The organism is Desulfobulbus propionicus DSM 2032, assembly GCF_000186885.1.
In the GTDB taxonomy this organism is placed as follows: Bacteria; Desulfobacterota; Desulfobulbia; order Desulfobulbales; family Desulfobulbaceae; genus Desulfobulbus; species Desulfobulbus propionicus.
In genome coordinates, this window is sequence record NC_014972.1 from 121,338 (window position 1) to 140,457 (window position 19,120).

The window sequence follows — 19,120 nt, forward strand, 5'->3', positions numbered from 1 at the left end:
GGCCGGAATAAAAATTTTTATCCTGTTTTTTCAAGGAGATATCGCTCAGCCTGCGCTGCCTTGGACCGGATAAACTGTCTAAATGCGAGAGGTTCCCGTTCGCCAATGGTGAAAGCTCTCAATTTGAGACGAAAGAACCGCGAATCATTGCGGCGCGGCTGTTGTTCAACATGCCCCGGCAGCTGTCAGGTGGCCTGGGGACAATTCGCCCGCACCTGGTCGCGGCCACTCTGCTTGGCCAGGTAGAGCAGCCGGTCGGCCTGCTCGACCAGTTCTTCCGGAGTAGCCGGTCGGCCGGTGCAATAGGACTCCGCGCCGATGCTGACCGTGTTCATGTGGCTGATCGCTCCCTGCCGGACTTGGTGAGTCCGGCACTCTACAAGGATGCGCTCGGCGAGGACGCAGGACTCGCGCAGGTCGGTTCGCGGCAGGAGCACCACGAATTCCTCGCCACCGTAACGGAAGGCTAGGTCACAATCACGGATCGTCTGTTGGAGCCGGACGGCGAACGCCCGCAGCACCAGATCGCCGAAGGCATGGCCATACGTATCGTTGACCTGCTTGAAGTGGTCAAGGTCGAGCAGCAGCAGGGAAAAATCGGTGCCGTAGCGCTTGCTTTGCCGGAACTCGTGTTCAAGGGCATGCTGGAATGGCCGCCGGTTGTAGAGGCCGGTCAGGGGATCGGTGACGCTCAGTATTTCCAAGCGTCGTTCATTGTCCTCCTTGCGGGTCAGGGAATCGCGCAGGTCGCGGACCTGTTTGCTTTCCCGCTCTCGCTTCCGGACCGCGGCGATAGCCTCGGCGATCATGGGGTGGAGTTGACGGGGGTCGAGCGGCTTGGTGAGAAAACGAAAGACCTCGCCACGATTGATGCAGGGCAACAACTGGTCGGCCTGGGTGTGTGCACTCAGCACAAGGCGGAGGATGTGCGGGTGATGCTGCTTGATCAGGGTGAGCAGGGTCAGGCCGTCAATACCCGGCATCTTCATATCCGTGACAACGATATCGATCTGCTGGTCGGCGAGCAGTTCCAATGCCTCCTGGCCACTGCCAGCAAAGAATTTGCCGTAGTCGCTGCGGGCCAGCAGCCTGCGCAGGGCGTGGAGGGTATAGACCTCGTCGTCGACAAACAGAATGTTGACCTGTCGCATCCGCCCTCCTTTCGTGGCGATTTGCACGGGGAGCAGCCGGAATGTCTGCTGGCGCCGGTGTTCTCGTTGCGGGGGGCTCTCTCTGTTGTGCCGCACTCTCCCGCCTCTCCCCTGGTGTTGGCTGGTCGGGCGGCTTCCGATGTTCCGCCCCATTGACGTGCGCACGCCCAATCGTGGTCTCCGGACAATGGCTTGCAAAGGGCAAACCACTTTTTTGGTCGAGTGGTGCCTCCCGGGTTACCCACCACACCCGTCCGGAGTTGTGGCGGCGGCACGTGCGCCTGACCAAGATGAACCTGCCGACCTGACCGGCCTTGCGCCCCGATGTGGCAGGTGCCGGGCTTTCGCGCAACGAACCGTGCCAAAGGCGCAGAGGACGAATTCGCATTCTCCTTTGATATCATGATGTTCGTTTAATGTCTTCCAGGGTTTGGCAAACCTCCCGCACTATCAGAGGAGAGCGGCGGGCCCTGCAACGCGACTGAGGTAGCCGCAAGTGGGGGGGCGATGGTGGAGGCAGGGCGTGGCACGGAAACCGGGGCATGTGTCTGGACTTTGGGCGTGGGGGTGGGATTTCTCTCCACAGGGAGGTTGGTCAGGATTTCAGGTGTCAATCTGAGAGGAGTGGGAAAACCTCCGTGCAGAATGAGAATTTTTCTCGGGAGAAAACACCGCCGAACTGGCTATACGAAAGGCCGAAATAAAAAAAATAACAAAAAAATCAATAGTTTGATAGTTAATGGGTGATGTGGTCTTAATTTTGCTAGTTAGCCAGCAATCGGGTTACCCGGTCTTGTAACGCAATCGGGTTGGCCTCCAATTAACCCCACCCTCGTTTCCCTAAATCTCTCAGGATTGATCATGTCCGCGATGAGCTACCTCAACAAGACTGACGTGAATCTGCTCCTCATTGACAATCAGGAGCAACTGCTCTCCTCTTCACTTCTGCTCCCAGAATTGCGCAAACAGTTTCTGAACGAACAGGTGTGCTGCCTGGCCGCCCCGGACAGCCTGTGTGGCCTGCAGTTGTGGCGTGCCTTCGAAATGGATGTGGTGGTTATCGCCGCGTGCGAGGCCGGACCGCTTCGCACGATGATCATGGACCTGGAGGGGGAGCATCCCGGGGTGGTTGTCCTGGTCGCAGGTGAGGAACATGATCGCCCCGGGGTCCTCCCTGTGCTGCGCGAAACCGGAAGCCGATTTATACCGATGTACTCCAACGGCGACACCTCGCCGGTCGGCGAGATCACACGCCAGGTCCGGCAGCTGAGGACCGAAAAGCTGAAAATCGCCAGGAGCTTGGCCCTGGAAGCTCAACAGGTCGGGCCGCGGTATATCCTCCGCCTCCGCGCCCCCCAGTCGTGCCATTAAGGCGGTCGGCACCGCCGACCGCGCACCCTGCCTGCCAGCAGGGTGGAAAGAAAATGTAACTGAGCATGGGAGCCATGATGCAGGAGAGAATGGTGGGCCAGGCTGAACATAGTCTGACGCTACAAATGGAACGGGGTCCCGTGGTCGACGAAAAGATGCGAAGTCCTGTCGGAATACACGCCAGGCGGCGCCAGTGCGCTCCGATGTTCCGAAGAAGCACCCCCTGGAGCCGCCTGACCCAGGCCAGGGGAGGGCAGAGTGAAGTCGGCTTGTCCGAGCCGGAGCGTGTTGATTATGCCTTGAAGTCCGGCTGTGCCGCCAACGACAGTGATCAGGCACCAGATGTATTGGTCAGGCTGCCGTACACGGATTTCGATCCGCAGCCCTGGCGGCCCGGTTTTCTCCCCTGGTCTGCCGAGACGGAGTTGTCCTCTTCCCGGCCCGTCGACCCGGAGGCGATCCATAGGCAACTGCTGCGGCTGGAACTTGAACGATACCCCTCGCTCTTCAATCTGAACCGGATCGTCGAAGAGAGTTGCGCCTGTATCGAGTCCATTTTCGCCGGGCGGATCGTGCTGCACCGCGAGCTCAAGTCAATGCCGATGTACTTTGGCCCTGCGGCGCTGTTGCGTGACGCACTGCTCTCACTGCTGCAGTGGGTGGCACCAGACGATACCCACAAGGCTGAGCACGGACCACCGGTGGTCAGGGTTGCTACCTGGCCGATGCCGCAGCGTGTCTGCGGATCGATCGGTCTGTGTCCCGCCAATCCACTGACCGGAATCGACCCCGGCGCGGCGAAGGTCGTGGCCGAGGTGGACCAGGACGCAGAGGAAAACGGTTTCCTGCACAACGCCCGGGAGATTATCGTCAATATCTGCCAAGGTCAGCTTGAACTGGTGCGTCTTCCAGTCAGGGTGGAATTCCAACTCCCCTTGCTTCATCCACCCGTCGATGCCCGTGAGAGCTGATACCGACATTTCGACGCGACCGACCGTGCTCTTCGTCGATGACGAGAGCATGCTGCTCAGTTCGCTGCAACGCCTGCTCCGTCGCGAGCCCTTCACGATCCTGCTCGCGGTCAGCGCGAGGGAGGCCATGGAGATCATGGCGCGAACCCCGGTCGATGTGCTCGTGGTCGACCTGCAGATGCCGGATATCGACGGATACGAACTGTTGTCCAGGGTCGAAGTGCTGCATCCCCAGACCGTCTGCTTGGTGATGAGCGCGGTGGCCGACAAGGAAAAAGTAGAGGAGGTTGTGCGGCATCGGCACGTCTTCAAGTTCATCGCCAAACCGATTCATCCGGACGTGCTCAAGCGGGTCATTCGCGACTCGGTGTGCCGCAGGTCCGGCGGGGTCGAACCGCCGGAAACGATCATTTCGCCGGAGCACCTGATGCTCTGCAAGGAACACCTCTCAAAAACGGAGTTCACCCAGGCATTCAACGAAAAATACGTTTGCTGAGGCCCGGGCGGCGTGTACCTGCGTCTCCTGATCCCCAAAGGATTCACTGCCACGCCACCAGTGGTTCCTTTTTCCTGAGCGGCACGCCGCCCGGACCAAAGCGCCTGCGTGTTCTCTTGCCATTGCAGGGACAGCGATAAGGGGCCATTCTCCCGACGGGAACGATCCCGGGATTGCGGCCCTGACCGTTCGTCCGTTTCCCCACATACCTGACCCTCAGGGGCATGGGGCGACCACCTGACTTGGTGTGAGCCGGTCGGTTGTCCCATGCGTTTGTTCTTTCGCCTCGTGCTCGCAGGTCTGTTCAGGACCTAACGGTCACGCGGCGTGTTTCATGGCAACGGTCGATCTGAAATGGATGCCCGCCTCGACGTCGATTGAAGGGACACCACAGCCTGCAGACAAAAAGAAGAACAATGCGCCACCGCAAGAAGAAACCACTAGCCACCATGAGGCAACACAACGACAATCCTTGAGCGAAGGGGAGGATGAGATGAAGCCTGTTTTTTTGGTTCTCCTCGGTTGGTGTGCATGGGCGATGCAGGTGACCGCCGCGGTCGCCGCCGGTCCCGGCGACCTGGAAGGCATCCGCAAGGAGGGGGAGCTGCGCCACTTGGGGGTGCCGTACTCCCGATTTGTCTTCGGCAATGGGCCGACCGGGGCGTCGGTCGACCTCATGCGGGCCTTCGCCCGTCATCTTGGGGTCGAATACGTCTTTGTGCCGACCAGTTGGGAGCGAATGATCCCGGATCTTATCGGCCGCGACCTGGTGCCGGCCAACGGCACGGTGCGAATGGGGGCGGCCGTGCCGGTCCGCGGTGATGTCCTGCTCTCTGGGGTGACCATGCTGCCCTGGCGGCGGCAGGTGATCGCTTTTTCGCAGCCAACGATCAGAACCCAGGTCTGGCTGCTGACCGCGGTCGACCATCCGCTCACGCCGATCCGGCCGACAGGAGACACCAACCGTGACATCGCCCTGACCAGGGCGAAGGTGCGGAACCTGCCCATCCTCGGCATCCGTGACACCTGCTTCGATCCAACCCTCTACGGGCTGGACCGGAGCGGTGCTCACCCGCGCTTTTTTTCCGGTTCAGCGAGCGACCTGGTGGCAGCGATGCTGCAAGGCAAGGCGGAGGCTGTACTGCAGGATGCGCCCGACGTCTTGGTCGATTTGGAGAAATGGTCTGGAAGGCTGAAGGTTATCGGCCCGGTTTCATCGTTGCAGAACATGGGTGCTGGGTTTCGTCGGGAAGATAGGGCATTGCGGGCAGCGTTCGACAGGTTTCTGGTCCAGTTGCAGGAGAGCGGAGAACTGTCGACAATTATCCGTAGGTATTACCCTAAAGGCGTTGACCTTAATACAGTGAATTGAATCGATAATGATTTTTTGTTGATGAATCGATACACTAATAATTTTTAAACTTGTAATGATGAAATTTGTTGATAAGATGTTGAAAAAAAATTATGAAGAAATATTACTTTTTATATCGTCATTCGTCGTTATTTTTTTTTATGGGTCTCTCTTTTTTCCAATCCATTGAAGATGCAAAAACAATCTCTCAATCACGCCTTGAGCGTGAGAAGTCGGCTCTCAACTCCCTGCAGCATATCTCTGACGCTCTTCTGCACGAGAGACAGTGGCTGTTCCAACAGATCGCGAACAGTGACAAAGTGCGGGGATACTTCATCGGTGAATCGGTCGGCATGACCAAAGAATATGGTCTCAAGGCCGGGGCCGACGCAGTTACCAGGTACTTTGATGAGGTGATCTCTGGGAAAGGAAAAGATCGTCATTTTTCAGCGCTGGTCCTCTATGACCGCCAGGGACAGGTCATTGCCCAGGCCGGGCCATCGTTTCCCCTGGATAGAAACGAACTTGCCGCCGGCGAGGTTGGATTCCAGGTGCAAAGCGACGAGGCGTTGGGGGATTACCTGCTCCTGACCGCCAGTGTCACGGTGGCAGGGGAGGCCGTCGGCGCACTGGTCGGCGTCATCTCCCTGGAAAGCTGGTTCACGCACCTGTTCGCTTCTGATCAGGCGAGTCCTCCTCTACCAAACCTCGACTTGGTCTTGCTGGTCGGTCCGACGCGAATCCATCCAGCTACCGTCCACGAGGCGATCAAAAAACCTGCGCGCAGTTTGGTCGAAGAGGCCAGAGCCACGGCCCAGCCTGCTTTCGCCTCCATCCTGGAAGACGAGGCCGGCAGCACCCTGGTTTTCGTCCTCAACCATTCACCCTACAGTGACCTGAACCTTGTCCGGGTGATGGAAGCTGATCTCGTGGGCCTCGGTTCCGATGGATATACCCGGCATGTATTCATTGGTGTTTTTTTCGCTCTGACTGTGCTTTTCTTTCTCCTGGCCCTGCGCTTGTACTACAGATCGATTTTCCTCGCGGCGGAAGTGACCGCTACTCAGCAAGCGAATGCGCTCGTCACCAGCAAGAACGAACAACTTGTTCGGGAGATGGCGGAGAAAAAGCGAATCAGGGAGGCCCTGGCATCGAGGGAATCGCTGCTGTCTGGTCTCATCAACACAACGCCCGACCTGATTTTCTACACTGACAGCGATGCCGCTGTTCTTGGCTCCAATGCCTCTTTCAATCAGTTTTTTGCCATTACCGATGCCAACGCTACCGGGTCGGACCAACGCGCCATCACCCGGTTTTTTTCGTTCATCAATGAGCACAGGCAGGCTGTCTTGGTGGACAGGAAGACGGTGTCGTTGGAGGAGTGGGTACGGAACACTGCCGGTGAGGAACAGCTGTTCGATTGTCTGATCACCCCTTTCATAAAGGAAGACGAGGAACGCCCGGGCCTGTTGGGTGTTTTCCGCGATGTCACCGACAACCGTCGCCTGGCCCTGGAAGTGCAGCGCCAGGAAGAACAGTTTAAGCTCATCCTGGAGGGGGTCAATATCGGGGTATGGAGAGTGTGTGTGGACACGGGCGAGGTACAGGTGAGCAAGGCCGGGGAACTGCTCGGCTTTGCCCCGGAGAAACTCGAACATCTCACCATCGAAACCTTTCTTGACCTTATCCATCCGGCGGAACAGTCAGGCCTGCATCGGCTACTCCTCGACTGCCTTGAGGGCGAAAGCAATTTTCTGGAACACGAGTTCCGCATGCGCCACCAAGACGGTTGCTGGACCTGGGTCTTTGCGAAAGGACGGATGTTCAGCCAAAACGAGCTGCGTCAGGGGCGATGGTTCGTCGCCATACTCGTGGACATTTCCAGTAGAATATCGGCGGAACAGGAACTGCAGGCGATGAACAACTTGCTGGAAGAACGCATCGCCCAACGGACGGAAGAATTGAACAAGGTGTACGCCCAGCTGATGCAGCAGGAAAAGATGGTGGCCCTGGGGCAATTGGCCGCGGGTATTTCCCATGAACTCAACAACCCGGTCAATTTCATTCAGATCAATTTCGCCACGCTGCAGGGCTACTTCACGGATTTCATGGAACTGTACCGGTTGTACCGGGAGTCCTTGGAGGGCCTTGATACCAGGGAACACTCACCGGTACGTCGTGCGCTCGACAAAAGGGAACAGGAGATACAGTTGCGCGAGATCCTGCTCGACATTCCGCTCCTGTTCGACGAGACGGAAAGAGGCTTCGACCGTGTCGCCCACATCATCGGGTCGATGCGCAACTTCAGCCGACAGAACAAGGAAACGGTCTTAGAAGAGGTGGATATCAACGAGTGCATCCAGGACACCATCACCCTGGCATACAGCCTGTACAAGTATGAGGCGGACGTTCTCACCCGGCTGTACAAGTATGAGGCGGACGTTCTCACCCGGCTGGGGCAGCTACCACGCATCCAGGGCGTCGGCGAGTTGCTCAATCAAGTTTTTCTCAATCTGATAGTGAATGCCGCGCAGGCCATTCGCGACAGCGAGACCCGCGATCGGGGGCGGATTGTCATCGAAACATGGAGTGACGCTGACAATGTCCACTGCACGGTAAAGGATGACGGCCCGGGGATTACTGAGGAGCATCTGCCGCGGTTGTTCGAGCCGTTCTTCACGACCAAGGAGCCGGGAAACGGGACGGGCCTGGGCTTGAGCGTTTCCTATGACATTGTGGTGAACAAGCACAACGGCAGCCTGGTTGCCGGCAACCAGGTCAAAGGCGGCGCGGTGTTCACGGTCAGCCTGCCGCTGCGGCAGCCGAACCTGCAGTGAGGGCTGGGAGACGACCGGCCGCGGCGGGGATTTGTTTTCCTGCGGGGATGAGAAAGCGGTAAGGGAATAAGTTCCCGTGCCTGTCCACGGTGAGGGCTGAGTGCGCTTTGCGCGGCAGGCTGACCGTTCAGGCGTCGAGGATGAAATAGCCTTCCTCATCGCGCGGCGGCAGGGTAGTGATGCCCGGATAGTCCCGCTCCAGTTCGCTCAGGAGCATTTCCCTGATGTTGGCGGCAGGGACCAACAGGTCGGTCTCCCGGGCCTCGACCCGCTTCATGGCCACGGCCACAGCCCGTTTGAACAGGGCAAGGCGGATCGGCTTGAGCAGGAACTTGAACATGCCCACTTCGTTGATCGCCTCGAGGATGATCTCCACATCAGGGTAAGCGGTGAGCATGATCAGCAGGACACGCGGGTGTGACTTCTTGATCTGCTTCATGAGCACCAGTCCGTCCATGCCTGGCATGCGGTAGTCGGATACGACCACCTGCACGGTCTGCTCGTCGAGGACGGCAAGAGCCTGCGGCCCGTTCTCGGCCACCAGGACACTGTAGGGTTCCTGGCGCAGGGCCCTCTGCATGCCATGCAGGAAGGACGGTTCATCGTCGACAAGCAACAAGGTCTGCTGTTTCATGATCGTGGTCTTCCTCGATACGCGTGCATGCAATTTGTGCGTCCGGGGCTCATGCCCCGATAGCTGTTTCGCCGGGATGGTCGCCTCCCTAGCGCCCACTCTCCCGTTCCCGTAATCACTAATCCCGCCGGCAGTCGCCAGTGCTTCTCTCTTGCTGCGCCGACATGCTTGGCTAACGACCTCAAATCCCTTATGGCGTCTGCTTTCGCCGCCTCGGTCTCTTGCCCGCCACAGGTGTTGGGTTGGCCTCGTGTACAACGAATTGCAAAAATGATACCGATACGTTATTGAATATTTTGTAAACATATCAAGATGTTGTCGAGCAGCGAGGGAAGCTCTCTCCAGTCAATTATTCTCAAATTGCAAAGAATACGCAGAGCGTCTATAATTTTGAATGTTATTTCATTAGCGGCGCTCTGAGTGAGCGTCGGCCACCTGTCATATGTCGGGATTCAATGCTGGGTTTCCGGGCTGCGCCGCACGCGGCGGATGGACAGTCTACCTGGCCACGATCCGGTCAATTTCACCGTTTCTCGAGGAACGCAGGCGAACTTTGATGATTGCTGAAGCAAAAGAAGCCTTTACCATACTCGTCGTCGACGACGAGATATCTATACTCAACTCTCTCAAGCGTCTTTTTCGCAAAACCGGCTACCGCATCCTGTTGGCCGAAGACGGCCGGAAGGGGTTGGAACTGCTCGAGTCGACGCAGGTGGACCTAATGCTGCTCGATCTGAAGATGCCGGGCATGGACGGCTTCGAGGTGTTGGAGCGGGCGTTAGAGTGTAGGCCCGCCCTGAAGATCATCATCCAGACCGGCCATGGCGGCGTGCAGGAAGCGGTAAAGGCGGTGCAGAAGGGGGCGCTCGACTTTCTCGTCAAGGGGGAGGCACTGGACGTGCTCAACAACCGTATCCGCCAGGTGTACGAACACTGGCAACTCGAACAGGAGAACCTGGCGCTGCGCAGGAAAGACGCCGAACAGTTCGAGTTCGATCGTTTAATCGGTGAATCCCCCCCCATGGTGCAACTGAAAAAGCTGATCACCAGGGTGGCGCCAACTGATTCCACGGTGCTCATCCAAGGAGAAACCGGGACCGGCAAGGAACTGATAGCCCAAGCCCTGCATCACCACTCCGAACGCAGGGACAAGCCGTTTGTGGCCATCGACTGCGCCTCGATCAGCGAGTCGGTGCTGGAATCCGAACTGTTTGGACACGAACGCGGGGCCTTCACCGGTGCCGACGCCCCTTTTCAAGGGGTGATCCGGTCGGCGGACAAGGGAACCCTTTTCCTCGATGAAATCGGTGAGATATCGACCAGCGTGCAGGCCAAGCTGCTGCGCGCCATCCAGGAGCGGAGCATCCGACCGGTGGGCTCGACCAGGTTTTACAAGGTGGATGTGCGAATCATCGCCGCCACCAACAAAATTCTGCTCAACGAGGTGGCCAACGCCGCCTTTCGCCAGGATCTCTACTACCGCCTCAGCACGGTCACCCTGACCGCACCGCCACTACGCAAGCGCGAGAACGATATTTTCCTGCTGACGGAATATTTTCTCGAGCAGTGCTCGGCCAGCCTGGGCAGAAGGGTCCAAATCAGTGACGAAGTCCACGAATTGTTTGCCCGCTACGAGTGGCCGGGAAATATTCGTGAGTTGGACAACGTCCTGCGCGGCGCTGCGGTTTTCTCCGACGGTGGCGTGATCGAAGCGACTGACCTGCCGCAAGCGATCCGCAGCAGCAAACCCCTGGTCGAGCCGGCGACAGAACCGGTAACCTTGGAGGCGATGGAAAAGGAGGCTATCAGAAAGGCCCTTGCCCTGAGCAAGAACAACCGCAAGGAAGCCAGGAAGATACTGGCCATCTCGGAGGCGACCCTCTACCGAAAAATCAAGAAGTACAACCTCTGATCACCGCCCCCCGTGCCGGTCTCACCCTCGCCCGGTCACCCGGGTGATCTCCTGCACCGATAGTGCGGGCCTTTTACCAGGGCGCGCCGGTTCAATCCCCTTTTTCCCAGTGGCGGAAGGCCTGCTGAACCACCTGACGCAGGAGATCGTCCGACCAGGGTTTCATCAGGTACTTCCACACCTCGCCGTGGTTGATGGCCTCGGTGACCGTGCCGAGTTCCGCGTAGCCGCTGAGGATGATGCGGACCGCGTCCGGGTGGATTCTTTTCACCCGGCCGAGCAGTTGGATACCGGTCATACCCGGCATCAACTGGTCGGAGATGATCACCTGCACGGGGATGGTGGCCATGATTTCCAGGGCCTCTTCACCGCTGGTGGCTGTGTGCACCTGGTAGCCGGAACGGTAGAACACCCGCCTCAGCCCGCGCACCACCAGCGGATCGTCGTCCACCAGGAGCAGATGCTTCTGCCCAGCCTCCTCCACCTTGAACTGCCAGCGTTGCCCCTCGCGGAGCATGACCCCGATCTCCTCCGCCGGCCGCGGCCGGCTGAACAGGAACCCCTGCATTTGGTCACAGTGCAGGCGACGGAGAAAGGCCAGCTGTGCCTCAGTCTCCACCCCCTCGGCGATGACGTTCTTGCCCAGCTTGTGGGTCATGGCCACGGTGGCGGCGACGATCGAGGCGTTGGTCGGGTTGGTGGTAACATCGGTCACGAACGAACGGTCGATTTTCAGCAGGTCGATGGGGAATTGGCTCAGGTAGGCCAGGGACGAGTGGCCGGTGCCGAAATCGTCCAGCGACAAGCAGACGCCCCTGATCTTGAGCTGATCCACGATCTGTTTGACCCGGACGACGTTGCGCATCATGGTGCTCTCGGTCAATTCCAGCTCGAGCAGGTGCGGCTCGATGCCGCTTTCGTCAAGCAGCCGGTCGATCAGGCCGGGGAGCAAGGGATTGTGGAAGTGGTTCGCCGCCAGGTTGACCGCCACCTTCACCGGCGGCAGCCCCTCCCTCTGCCAGGCGAGGATCTGGGCGATCGCCTGCTGCAGCACCCACTCGCCGATGCCGACGATCAGGCCGGTCTCCTCCGCGATGGGAATGAAGACCCCGGGAGGCACCATGCCAGAATTTGGCCGGTTCCACCGGACCAGCGCCTCCACCCCGACAATTTCACCGGAGATCAGGCTGATCTGCGGCTGGTAGTGGAGCACGAGTTCGTTGCGTTCCACCGCGAACCGCAACTGGCTCGCCATATCCAGCTGGTCGATGGTGACCGGCTTGTTCAACGGCTGGAAAAAGCAGTAATTGTCGCCGCCTTCCTGCTTGGCGAGACGCATCGCGGTGCGGGCGTTGTTGAGCAGGCTAACGGTGTCGTCGCCGTCGCGAGGGTAACAGGCGATGCCGATACTGGCGGTGACCACCAGTTCGCACTGCGGCGTGACAACCGGCTGCCGGATCTGTTGGAGGATGCGGTTGATCAGCGTGGTGTAGCTCGCCTCGTCCCGGGCGTGCTCGAACAGGACGGCAAACTCGTCGCCGCCGAGGCGCGCCAAGATGTCATCGCGCCGCACGGCCTGGCCGATACGGTTGGCGACTTCCACCATCAGGCTGTCGGCGAGGGTGTGGCCGATCACCTCGTTGAAGGTGTGGAAGCGGTCGATGTCCAGGTAGGCGACGATCAGGGTGGTGTTCGTGGCGCCGGACCCTTCGAGCCTGCGCCTGATCGCCTGGTCCACCCGGTCATGAAACGTCGGGCGGTTGAGCAGCCCGGTCAGGGGATCGATGCTGCGGGGCAGGCCGTCCTCGCCGCTAACCGTGTCCTGTCCGTGCAGTACCTCTCGCTTGAGGGCGAAATAGCCAAGCGGCTGCCCCCGATCGTCGAGCATTGGCGATATATAGTTGAACTCCCAATATAATTCGCCGTTCTTGCGCCGGTTGAGCAGCTTGCCCTGCCATTCCCGGCCACCCTTGATGGTGGTCCACAGATGCTGGTAGACCTCGATCGGGGTGTTTCCGGACTGGAACAGGCTGGTGTTGTGGCCGAGGATTTCGTCCAAGGCGTAGCCACTCTGCTCGCACTGGCGCTGGTTGGCGTACTGCACCACGCCGTCGGCATCGGTGATGATGATGCCCGCCGTGGTCCGGTCGAGCGCCTGGGCCAGAAGCCTGGCCCCGGCCGCCTCCTGGCCGGGAAGGGGGCGGGGCGGGGTTGCCTGGGCGGGAGCGCCGGTCGCGTGGGGGGGGTACTGACCGTTGGTCATGAGCGTCTGTTGGCTGCTAGGGGAAGGGTATCCTGTCTTCCGGCGGAAGTCGCGGGCGTGGTCCTGCCGGGGACCGGTTGCGTCCGGGTCGGGTGCCCCTGGCCGTCCTCGTCTGTCCCCGTCTGCGGGCCGAGCGGCAGGAGGATGGTGAACTCCGTGCCTTGTCCCGGAATGGAGGTGCAGTCGATCTGCCCGTTGTGATTACCGACGATGCTGTGGGCGATGGCCAAGCCCTGGCCGGTTCCCTTGCCGACTTCCTTGGTGGTAAAGAAGGGGTCGAAGATGCGGTGGCGAATTTTTTTCGGGATGCCGCAGCCGTTGTCGCCAATGCGGACTGCGACCCAATCCGCCTCGCGCCGGGTGCTCACAAGGATACGGCCCGGTCGCTCCGGCTCGGCCTCCCTGGCCCTGCCTATGGCATGGGCGGCGTTGATGAGCAGGTTGAGAAACATCTGGTTGAGCTGGTCCGGATAACAGAAAACCAGCGGCAGATCTTCGGCGAATTCGGTGTCCAGGACGGCCACGTATTTCCACTCGTTGCGACTGACGATGATCGCGTTTTCCAGGGCGTGGTTGATGTCGATGTTGACCCGCACACTGTCCCCGGGGTGGCTGAATTCGCGCAGGGCGCTGATGATACGCACCACCCGTCTGATCCCTTCCTTGACCTCCTGGAGGCTTTCCGGGATTTCCGTGAGCAGGAAATCCAGGTTGACCTCCTGCATGAGGGTGGTCAGCTTGGCCGACGGAGTGTTGTCTGCTGATTTGGTGATTTCCTTGAGGAGTCTCTCGATATCGGCGAAGGACTGCTCGAAAAAGGCCAGGTTGTTCTGGATGTACTGCATCGGCGTGTTGATTTCGTGGGCAACCCCAGCCGCCAACTGGCCGATGGACTCCAGTTTCTGGGCCAGGGCCAGCTGCTGTTGCAGGCGCCGAAGCTCCGTGACGTCCCTTTTCACGGTCACGAAGTGACTGATTTCGCCCTGCTCGTTGCGCATCGCTGAGGTGGTGATCTCCTCCTCAGCGATGCTGCCGTCCTTCTTCCACATCTCCAGTGTCCCAGACCATGTCTCGCCCCTGTCCAGAACCTGGCGGATCTCGTTCATGGACGCTGGTTCGACCAGATCCTCGCGGAGGTCCCAGGGCGTCTTGCCGAGATATTCCTCGGCCTCGTAGCCGCTGGCGGCCAGGACGGCCGGGTTGACATAGCGGATGCGGTAGGAGCTGTCGGTGATGACTACCCCGTCCTTGCCCTGCTCGACGGCTTTGGAGAGCAGCAGCCGCTGCTCTTCCGCCAGTTTTTCCTCGGTCACGTCGACGAAGGTGAGGAAGAAGCCATTGGCGTCGCTGCCTGTGATCCGAGCGCACGCGATGCGGAAGAAACCGATCTGCCCCTGCTCCTCTATTCGTACCATGAAGCATTGCCTGTTGCTGGTCCACTCGGCCAGGGCGCTCTGAATGAGGAGCTGAGAGCATTCCTTTTGTGACACTTGCAACCGGGCGGACCACTGGTTCAGAATTTCCTGGAAAGCCGGGTTAGTCGTTGCAATCTCGTGCGATGGCCATACGGCAACCAGCCCGACGGGTAAGATCTCGAAGAGTTTTTCGATGTAGGCATTCTGTCGGGAAACTTCTTCCAGGGCGAAGCGCAGGCGGGAAATGTCCTTGGCGCCGGCGACGACCCCGAGGGGTTGCCCGTCTTCTTCGTTCCGCAGCAGGCTGAGGTTGAACGACATTGGCAGACTTGCGCCGTCCTTGGCTCGGTAGCGCAGCTCAACGTTCCGGCGTTCGTTGTCGCCCTCGGTCTGGAACAGGGAGAACGTCTCGCGCACCTTCGCCTCCGGCTCCTGGAAGAGGACGAACACCGGCTGGCCGAGCAGATCCTCCTGCCGGTAGCCGAGCAGGCTGCAGGTGGCCTGGTTGACCCGGGTGAGGCGCAGGTCGGTGTCGACCGCGATGAGGGAGTCGAGGAACTGCTGGATAATGGTGTCCGCTTCCCGCCTTGCCCGGGCCAGTTCCACTTCGGCCTGCTTGTGCCCGGAAATTTCCGTGAAGGCCCCAAAGACCCGCAGGGGCGAGCCCGCTGCATCCCGTTGGAGTACCTGGGCAGTTTCGTGAATCCAGATCCAGTGGCCCTCCTTGTGACGCAGTCGATACTGACAATCAAAGAAAGGCGTCTCGCCGACCAGATGCGCATCCAGGGCTGCCTGAACAGAGGGCAGGTCGTCCGGATGCGCCAGGTCCCACCACGTCTCGATGTACTGGAGTGATGGCAGTTCACCGGGTTGGTATCCCAACACTAAAAAGCAGTGATCGTTGATTTCCATATAACCAGTCTCGAGTTGCCAGCTCCAGGCGCACAGTTGGGCCCCCGCGATGAGCAGTTCGAGTTTTTGCTTTTTTTCGCTCAACTGCTGTTCCCGCTGGTGCGCCTCAGCCAGCGCCTCGACAAGCTCCGCTTCGACCCGCAGCCGGTGGGCGCACTCGCTGAGCGCCTGGAGGGTGCTCGGGCCGGTCAGTGGCTTGACCACGTACTTGTCCACCCCAAGGTTGATGCAGGGCAACAGGTATTCGGCTTGACCAAAGGCGGTCATGACCACAATCGGCACCGACGGGTCGAGTGCGCGGATTTCGCCAATCATGGTGATGCCGTCCATGATCGGCATGCGGATGTCGGTGATGATGATGTCCGGCCGGTTTGCCGCGAAAGCTTGCAGGCCTTCCTCGCCGTTGGCGGCCGGTATCAATCGGGCTACATGGCGGTCGAGAAATCGGCTGAACTGCTCGGCGGTCTCCCTTTCATCCTCCACGTAGAGGACGGTCAATTTTTTCAGAAAGTCCCTGTCCGGGTTGCTTTTCATCATGATGCCTGCTCCGCGAGCGGGACGCTTACGCTCAGTTCACTGCCGCCCACGATATTCCTCGCCTCGATCCGGCCCTGCATGTTGTGCTCGATGATCATTTTTGACATGTACAGGCCGATGCCTGTCCCCATGGGCTTGGTGGAGAAATAAGGTTCGAAGATTTTGTCCAGAACATGCTCGGGAATTCCGCCGCCATTGTCCTGGACACTCACCACGCCTTGGCCCTGGCGCACCCCGAGAGTAACCTGGATCCGGCCCTGCTCCTGCTTTGCGCCGGTGATCGCATCCCTGGCGTTGTTCAGCAAGTTGAGCAGGACCTGGGAATATTCGTTGGGAAAACCGAACAGGGTGCAGTCCTGGTCGATCTCCAGGGTGATCTCGATCCGGCAGTGGACAAAGCTCTCCGCCACCATCTCGATCGCCAGCCTGATTTGCCGTTCGGCCGAGAAAGGTTGTTTGACCTTGTTGGGACGGAAAAAATCACGGAAGTCGTTGATGGTCGACGACATCTTCTGAATCAGGCGGTTGCCGGTAGCGATACATTCCGCCATATACTCGTTGGTGAGTTCGTCGTTCTCATGGGCGTAGTGGATGTTGGTGAGCAGCAGGGACAGAGTGTTCAGCGGCTGTCGCCACTGATGGGCGATGTTGCCGATCATCTCGCCCATGGCCGCCTGCCGCCCCTGGCTGATCAGCATCTGGTCCTTGCTCCGCAATTCGGCCACGGTTTCCTTTACCCGCAGTTGCAGTGACTGGTTGAGCTGCTCCAACAGGTGTTGCTTCTGCGCGAGGAGTTCGTCGGCCTTTCTGATGTCGCTGATATCACGAATGATGCTGAGCGCGTGCCATTCACTGTTGAGCGAAACGGCGGACAGGGACAGCGAAATGGGGAATTCCGAGCCGTCTTTTTTCCTGGCGAACAACTCATACGTCCTGCCAACGATTTTACCGCGGCCGCCGTGCGTTAATTTGGCCACGGCCCGTTCACTGGCGGTGCGGTACCGTTCCGGCACGAGCAGGCGGTAGATATTTTGCCCCAGGGCCTCTTCGGCCGGATACCCCAGGATTCTTTCGGCAGCCGGGTTCCAGTAGGAAATGACGTCCTGAGAGTTCATCATGACGATGGCGTCGTTGGCCGAATCCGTTAGCGTCCGCAACCGGATTTCGCTGGCCTCGGCGATCTCCTTGGCCTTGGTCAGTTCGTTGACCCGGTCCTGGATGGCCTGGGACATGAGATTGAAAGCTCTGCCCAGTTGACCGATATCGTCCTCTCCCTCCGGCAGCGGTTGCAGCGAGAAGTTGCCGTCCGCCACTACGAGGCTCGCCCTGGTGAGAGACCGCATGTGCCGGGCCAACCAGAGGCCAAGGAGCAGGAGCACGAGGGAGGAAAGGATGATCTCGACAACCGCAATTCCCGCCCCCTGGATGAGGAGGGTTTTCCGCGCCGTCAGGATGCGGGTGAGGTTGAGGCCGAAGTGCAGGTCGCCCAGGGGTTGCTGGAGATAGGTGATGTGCCTGGCCACATGGTAGATGCCCTCCGTTAGCAGAAGACTACTGGAGAATGTCCTGCTGGCTTCCGGCAATGGCCGCTCGGCTGAAAAACCATCGGTCGTCAGGCGGCTGCCATGCCGATCCACGACCACGATATAGTTTAAGGAGTCGGTGACCGTGCTTTCGTCCAGTATGGCCTGGATCGTTGCGTAATCCCGTTGGGCCAGGGGGGCGGTCAGGGCAGCGATGAGGACGGGGCTAATTTCCTGAGCCTGGGCCTGCACCTGATCGGACATGGCCTGGTGAAAGAGCCGCAGGCTGTTCCCGACCAGCAGGGTGAGCATGAGGAATTCCAGCCCGATCGCCAGCAAGAGCAGGCGGCCGTGGGCGGTGTGCCACAGGCGAGGCTTTTTCATTTCAGGTCGTTGATTACCCGCCTGACTTCCTCGGTAAAGACATCCATTGCCTCGAGTTCGCCTGGCCGTATCGCCCGATAGCCCCCCAGCTTGTTCTCAGTAAAATATGTTTGCGCTTTTTGTGTCCCGGCGAAGGTTGACAGCGCCGCTTCGATGGCTTGCCGATGGTCGGCTCTCCGGCTGTTTAGCAGGTACACTCGGCCCAACATGGGTTCACTCTCGGCAATGATTCGCAGCTGCTTCCGGACCTCCGGCGCAAGTCGCTGAAAATTGGCCAGCGAAACAAACCCGGCATCTGCGTCCTTTGCCAGGAGGAGTTGGGCTACGCTGTCCGCAGCGCTGACGTATCGAACGGACTGCGGTTGCACTTGGTTCTGCTTGAGCCAGTGCTGACCCCACAGGGTAACCTGGGAGGTCGGGCTCAACCCGAGTACTTTCTTGTCGTTCAGATCGGCCGGCGTATTGATGTCGCCATTCTGCAGACCAATCACCAACGACTTGAAGTCAGCCTTGTAAGTTAGAAGAGGGAGATAGCCAGCATCGAGCTGCAGCAAGCGAGCCTGCTGACCGGTGGTGACGACGAGATCGTATTCCTGGGCCAGCGCCCGTTTCGCGAATAGGTCAAAGTTGGGCGCGGTGGTTAATTCCACCGGCATGGCGAGCGATTTTTCCAGATACAGGCGAAGCGGTTCATACATCTGCAAGATAAGCCGGGGACTGCTGTGCGGCGCGATTCCGATGACAAAGTGCTCCTCGTGGGCAGAGAGACAAATGGTGGGCCCAAGAATCAGCAGAATTAAGAATAAAATTAGTTTTTTCATGCAGTTGTTTTTTTTGTTGGTATGAGAGGACATTCGCCTGGAAGGGTACACGTATCCTCCCACGAAATTGTATAGCATTCTCCTTGAGGGAAACAAGGAAAGAATGGTTCGCCCGGAGATTGAGGACGGATGATACTTGATAGAGGACGTGGAAGCGTGATCTTTGTTCATTGGCAACTCGTGGACAGGAGGGGGCTAATCTCGTGCTGAAATGTAATTCGTCGGAGATGGTGATAGCAGCATGCAAGATACCTGCCAGATTGATTGCCGGAGTCGTTTGCAGGACAATGTGTTCTGCCTCCTCCTCAGTCGCGCGACCGAGGGGAACCGTGCGCATGACCTATAGATAAAACAGACCGGACGTAGGCCCGTGTGCCGCAACGGCGCGAAGCGGTTCCAATCGGAAAATTACGAACTATCTGCTCATGTTCGTGCTTTTTCTCTTGCAGCACTCATCGAATCATCTATAAATATTTTCATTCTTCCGGCTCATTTTCAATGAGATACCCCTATTCAGGGTTTAGCTGAGCACGGTTTTCGTG

Annotated in this window: 12 protein-coding genes; 6 read left to right on the forward strand and 6 right to left on the reverse strand. The window is 59.0% G+C overall.

Annotated elements, in window-relative coordinates; translation table 11 throughout:
• Positions 1–185 precede the first annotated feature (185 nt).
• Positions 186–1,151, reverse strand: a complete 966-nt coding sequence (locus DESPR_RS00570; protein ID WP_015722857.1) for a GGDEF domain-containing response regulator — start codon at positions 1,149–1,151, stop codon at positions 186–188.
• 861 nt (positions 1,152–2,012) lie between these two features.
• On the opposite strand from DESPR_RS00570, the gene DESPR_RS00575 reads away from it, so the two are divergent.
• The 5 genes from DESPR_RS00575 (at position 2,013) to DESPR_RS16850 (ending at position 8,177) form a co-directional block, all read left to right on the forward strand.
• Entirely contained in the window at positions 2,013–2,522 is a 510-nt protein-coding gene (locus DESPR_RS00575) for a hypothetical protein (RefSeq protein ID WP_015722858.1), read from the forward strand.
• A 203-nt stretch (positions 2,523–2,725) separates the two neighbouring features.
• Positions 2,726–3,493: a hypothetical protein gene (locus tag DESPR_RS00580; RefSeq protein WP_169701483.1), complete on the forward strand. Its 768-nt coding sequence runs from the start codon at positions 2,726–2,728 to the stop codon at positions 3,491–3,493.
• Complete coding sequence (locus DESPR_RS00585; protein WP_169701484.1) at positions 3,483–3,989, forward strand: response regulator; 507 nt, start codon at positions 3,483–3,485, stop codon at positions 3,987–3,989. Before DESPR_RS00580 ends, DESPR_RS00585 begins: the two co-directional genes overlap by 11 nt.
• Positions 3,990–4,323: 334 nt before the next feature.
• Positions 4,324–5,361 carry a substrate-binding periplasmic protein gene (locus DESPR_RS00590; protein ID WP_052302016.1) on the forward strand — a complete coding sequence of 346 codons (1,038 nt, stop codon included), beginning with the start codon at positions 4,324–4,326 and terminating at the stop codon, positions 5,359–5,361.
• A 332-nt stretch (positions 5,362–5,693) separates the two neighbouring features.
• Positions 5,694–8,177 (forward strand): PAS domain-containing sensor histidine kinase, encoded by a 2,484-nt coding sequence (locus tag DESPR_RS16850; RefSeq protein WP_169701485.1) that lies wholly within the window; start codon positions 5,694–5,696, stop codon positions 8,175–8,177.
• 127 nt (positions 8,178–8,304) lie between these two features.
• Here the strand turns inward: DESPR_RS16850 and DESPR_RS18140 are convergent, their stop codons facing one another.
• Positions 8,305–8,811, reverse strand: coding sequence for a response regulator (locus tag DESPR_RS18140; protein WP_015722863.1), 507 nt, complete (start codon positions 8,809–8,811; stop codon positions 8,305–8,307).
• 556 nt (positions 8,812–9,367) lie between these two features.
• Between DESPR_RS18140 and DESPR_RS00605 the strand changes: the two genes are divergently transcribed.
• Positions 9,368–10,723: a sigma-54-dependent transcriptional regulator gene (locus DESPR_RS00605; RefSeq protein WP_015722864.1), complete on the forward strand. Its 1,356-nt coding sequence runs from the start codon at positions 9,368–9,370 to the stop codon at positions 10,721–10,723.
• Between the two features lie 91 nt (positions 10,724–10,814).
• Here DESPR_RS00605 and DESPR_RS00610 read toward each other — a convergent pair whose 3' ends face one another.
• Genes DESPR_RS00610 through DESPR_RS00625 form a run of 4 tightly spaced genes read right to left on the reverse strand, consistent with a single transcriptional unit; the run spans position 10,815 to position 18,578 of the window.
• A complete protein-coding gene (locus tag DESPR_RS00610) occupies positions 10,815–12,986 on the reverse strand; it encodes an EAL domain-containing protein (RefSeq protein ID WP_015722865.1) in 2,172 nt (723 codons plus the stop codon).
• Complete coding sequence (locus tag DESPR_RS16855) at positions 12,983–15,850, reverse strand: PAS domain S-box protein (protein ID WP_015722866.1); 2,868 nt, start codon at positions 15,848–15,850, stop codon at positions 12,983–12,985. The genes DESPR_RS00610 and DESPR_RS16855 overlap by 4 nt, the downstream gene beginning before the upstream one ends.
• Complete coding sequence (locus tag DESPR_RS16860) at positions 15,847–17,757, reverse strand: sensor histidine kinase (protein WP_015722867.1); 1,911 nt, start codon at positions 17,755–17,757, stop codon at positions 15,847–15,849. The genes DESPR_RS16855 and DESPR_RS16860 overlap by 4 nt, the downstream gene beginning before the upstream one ends.
• A complete protein-coding gene (locus DESPR_RS00625) occupies positions 17,754–18,578 on the reverse strand; it encodes a phosphate/phosphite/phosphonate ABC transporter substrate-binding protein (protein ID WP_043770316.1) in 825 nt (274 codons plus the stop codon). The genes DESPR_RS16860 and DESPR_RS00625 overlap by 4 nt, the downstream gene beginning before the upstream one ends.
• Between the last annotated feature and the right edge of the window lie 542 nt (positions 18,579–19,120).

What these genes read in the sequence shown, in the direction of transcription:
- DESPR_RS00570 (WP_015722857.1), bottom strand. Translation starts at nt 1,151, where the DNA reads ATGCGACAGGTCAACATTCTGTTTGTCGACGACGAGGTCTATACCCTC.
- DESPR_RS00575 (WP_015722858.1), top strand. Translation starts at nt 2,013, where the DNA reads ATGTCCGCGATGAGCTACCTCAACAAGACTGACGTGAATCTGCTCCTC.
- DESPR_RS00580 (WP_169701483.1), top strand. Translation starts at nt 2,726, where the DNA reads ATGTTCCGAAGAAGCACCCCCTGGAGCCGCCTGACCCAGGCCAGGGGA.
- DESPR_RS00590 (WP_052302016.1), top strand. Translation starts at nt 4,324, where the DNA reads ATGGCAACGGTCGATCTGAAATGGATGCCCGCCTCGACGTCGATTGAA.
- DESPR_RS16850 (WP_169701485.1), top strand. Translation starts at nt 5,694, where the DNA reads ATGACCAAAGAATATGGTCTCAAGGCCGGGGCCGACGCAGTTACCAGG.
- DESPR_RS18140 (WP_015722863.1), bottom strand. Translation starts at nt 8,811, where the DNA reads ATGAAACAGCAGACCTTGTTGCTTGTCGACGATGAACCGTCCTTCCTG.
- DESPR_RS00605 (WP_015722864.1), top strand. Translation starts at nt 9,368, where the DNA reads ATGATTGCTGAAGCAAAAGAAGCCTTTACCATACTCGTCGTCGACGAC.
- DESPR_RS00610 (WP_015722865.1), bottom strand. Translation starts at nt 12,986, where the DNA reads ATGACCAACGGTCAGTACCCCCCCCACGCGACCGGCGCTCCCGCCCAG.
- DESPR_RS16855 (WP_015722866.1), bottom strand. Translation starts at nt 15,850, where the DNA reads ATGATGAAAAGCAACCCGGACAGGGACTTTCTGAAAAAATTGACCGTC.
- DESPR_RS16860 (WP_015722867.1), bottom strand. Translation starts at nt 17,757, where the DNA reads ATGAAAAAGCCTCGCCTGTGGCACACCGCCCACGGCCGCCTGCTCTTG.
- DESPR_RS00625 (WP_043770316.1), bottom strand. Translation starts at nt 18,578, where the DNA reads ATGAAAAAACTAATTTTATTCTTAATTCTGCTGATTCTTGGGCCCACC.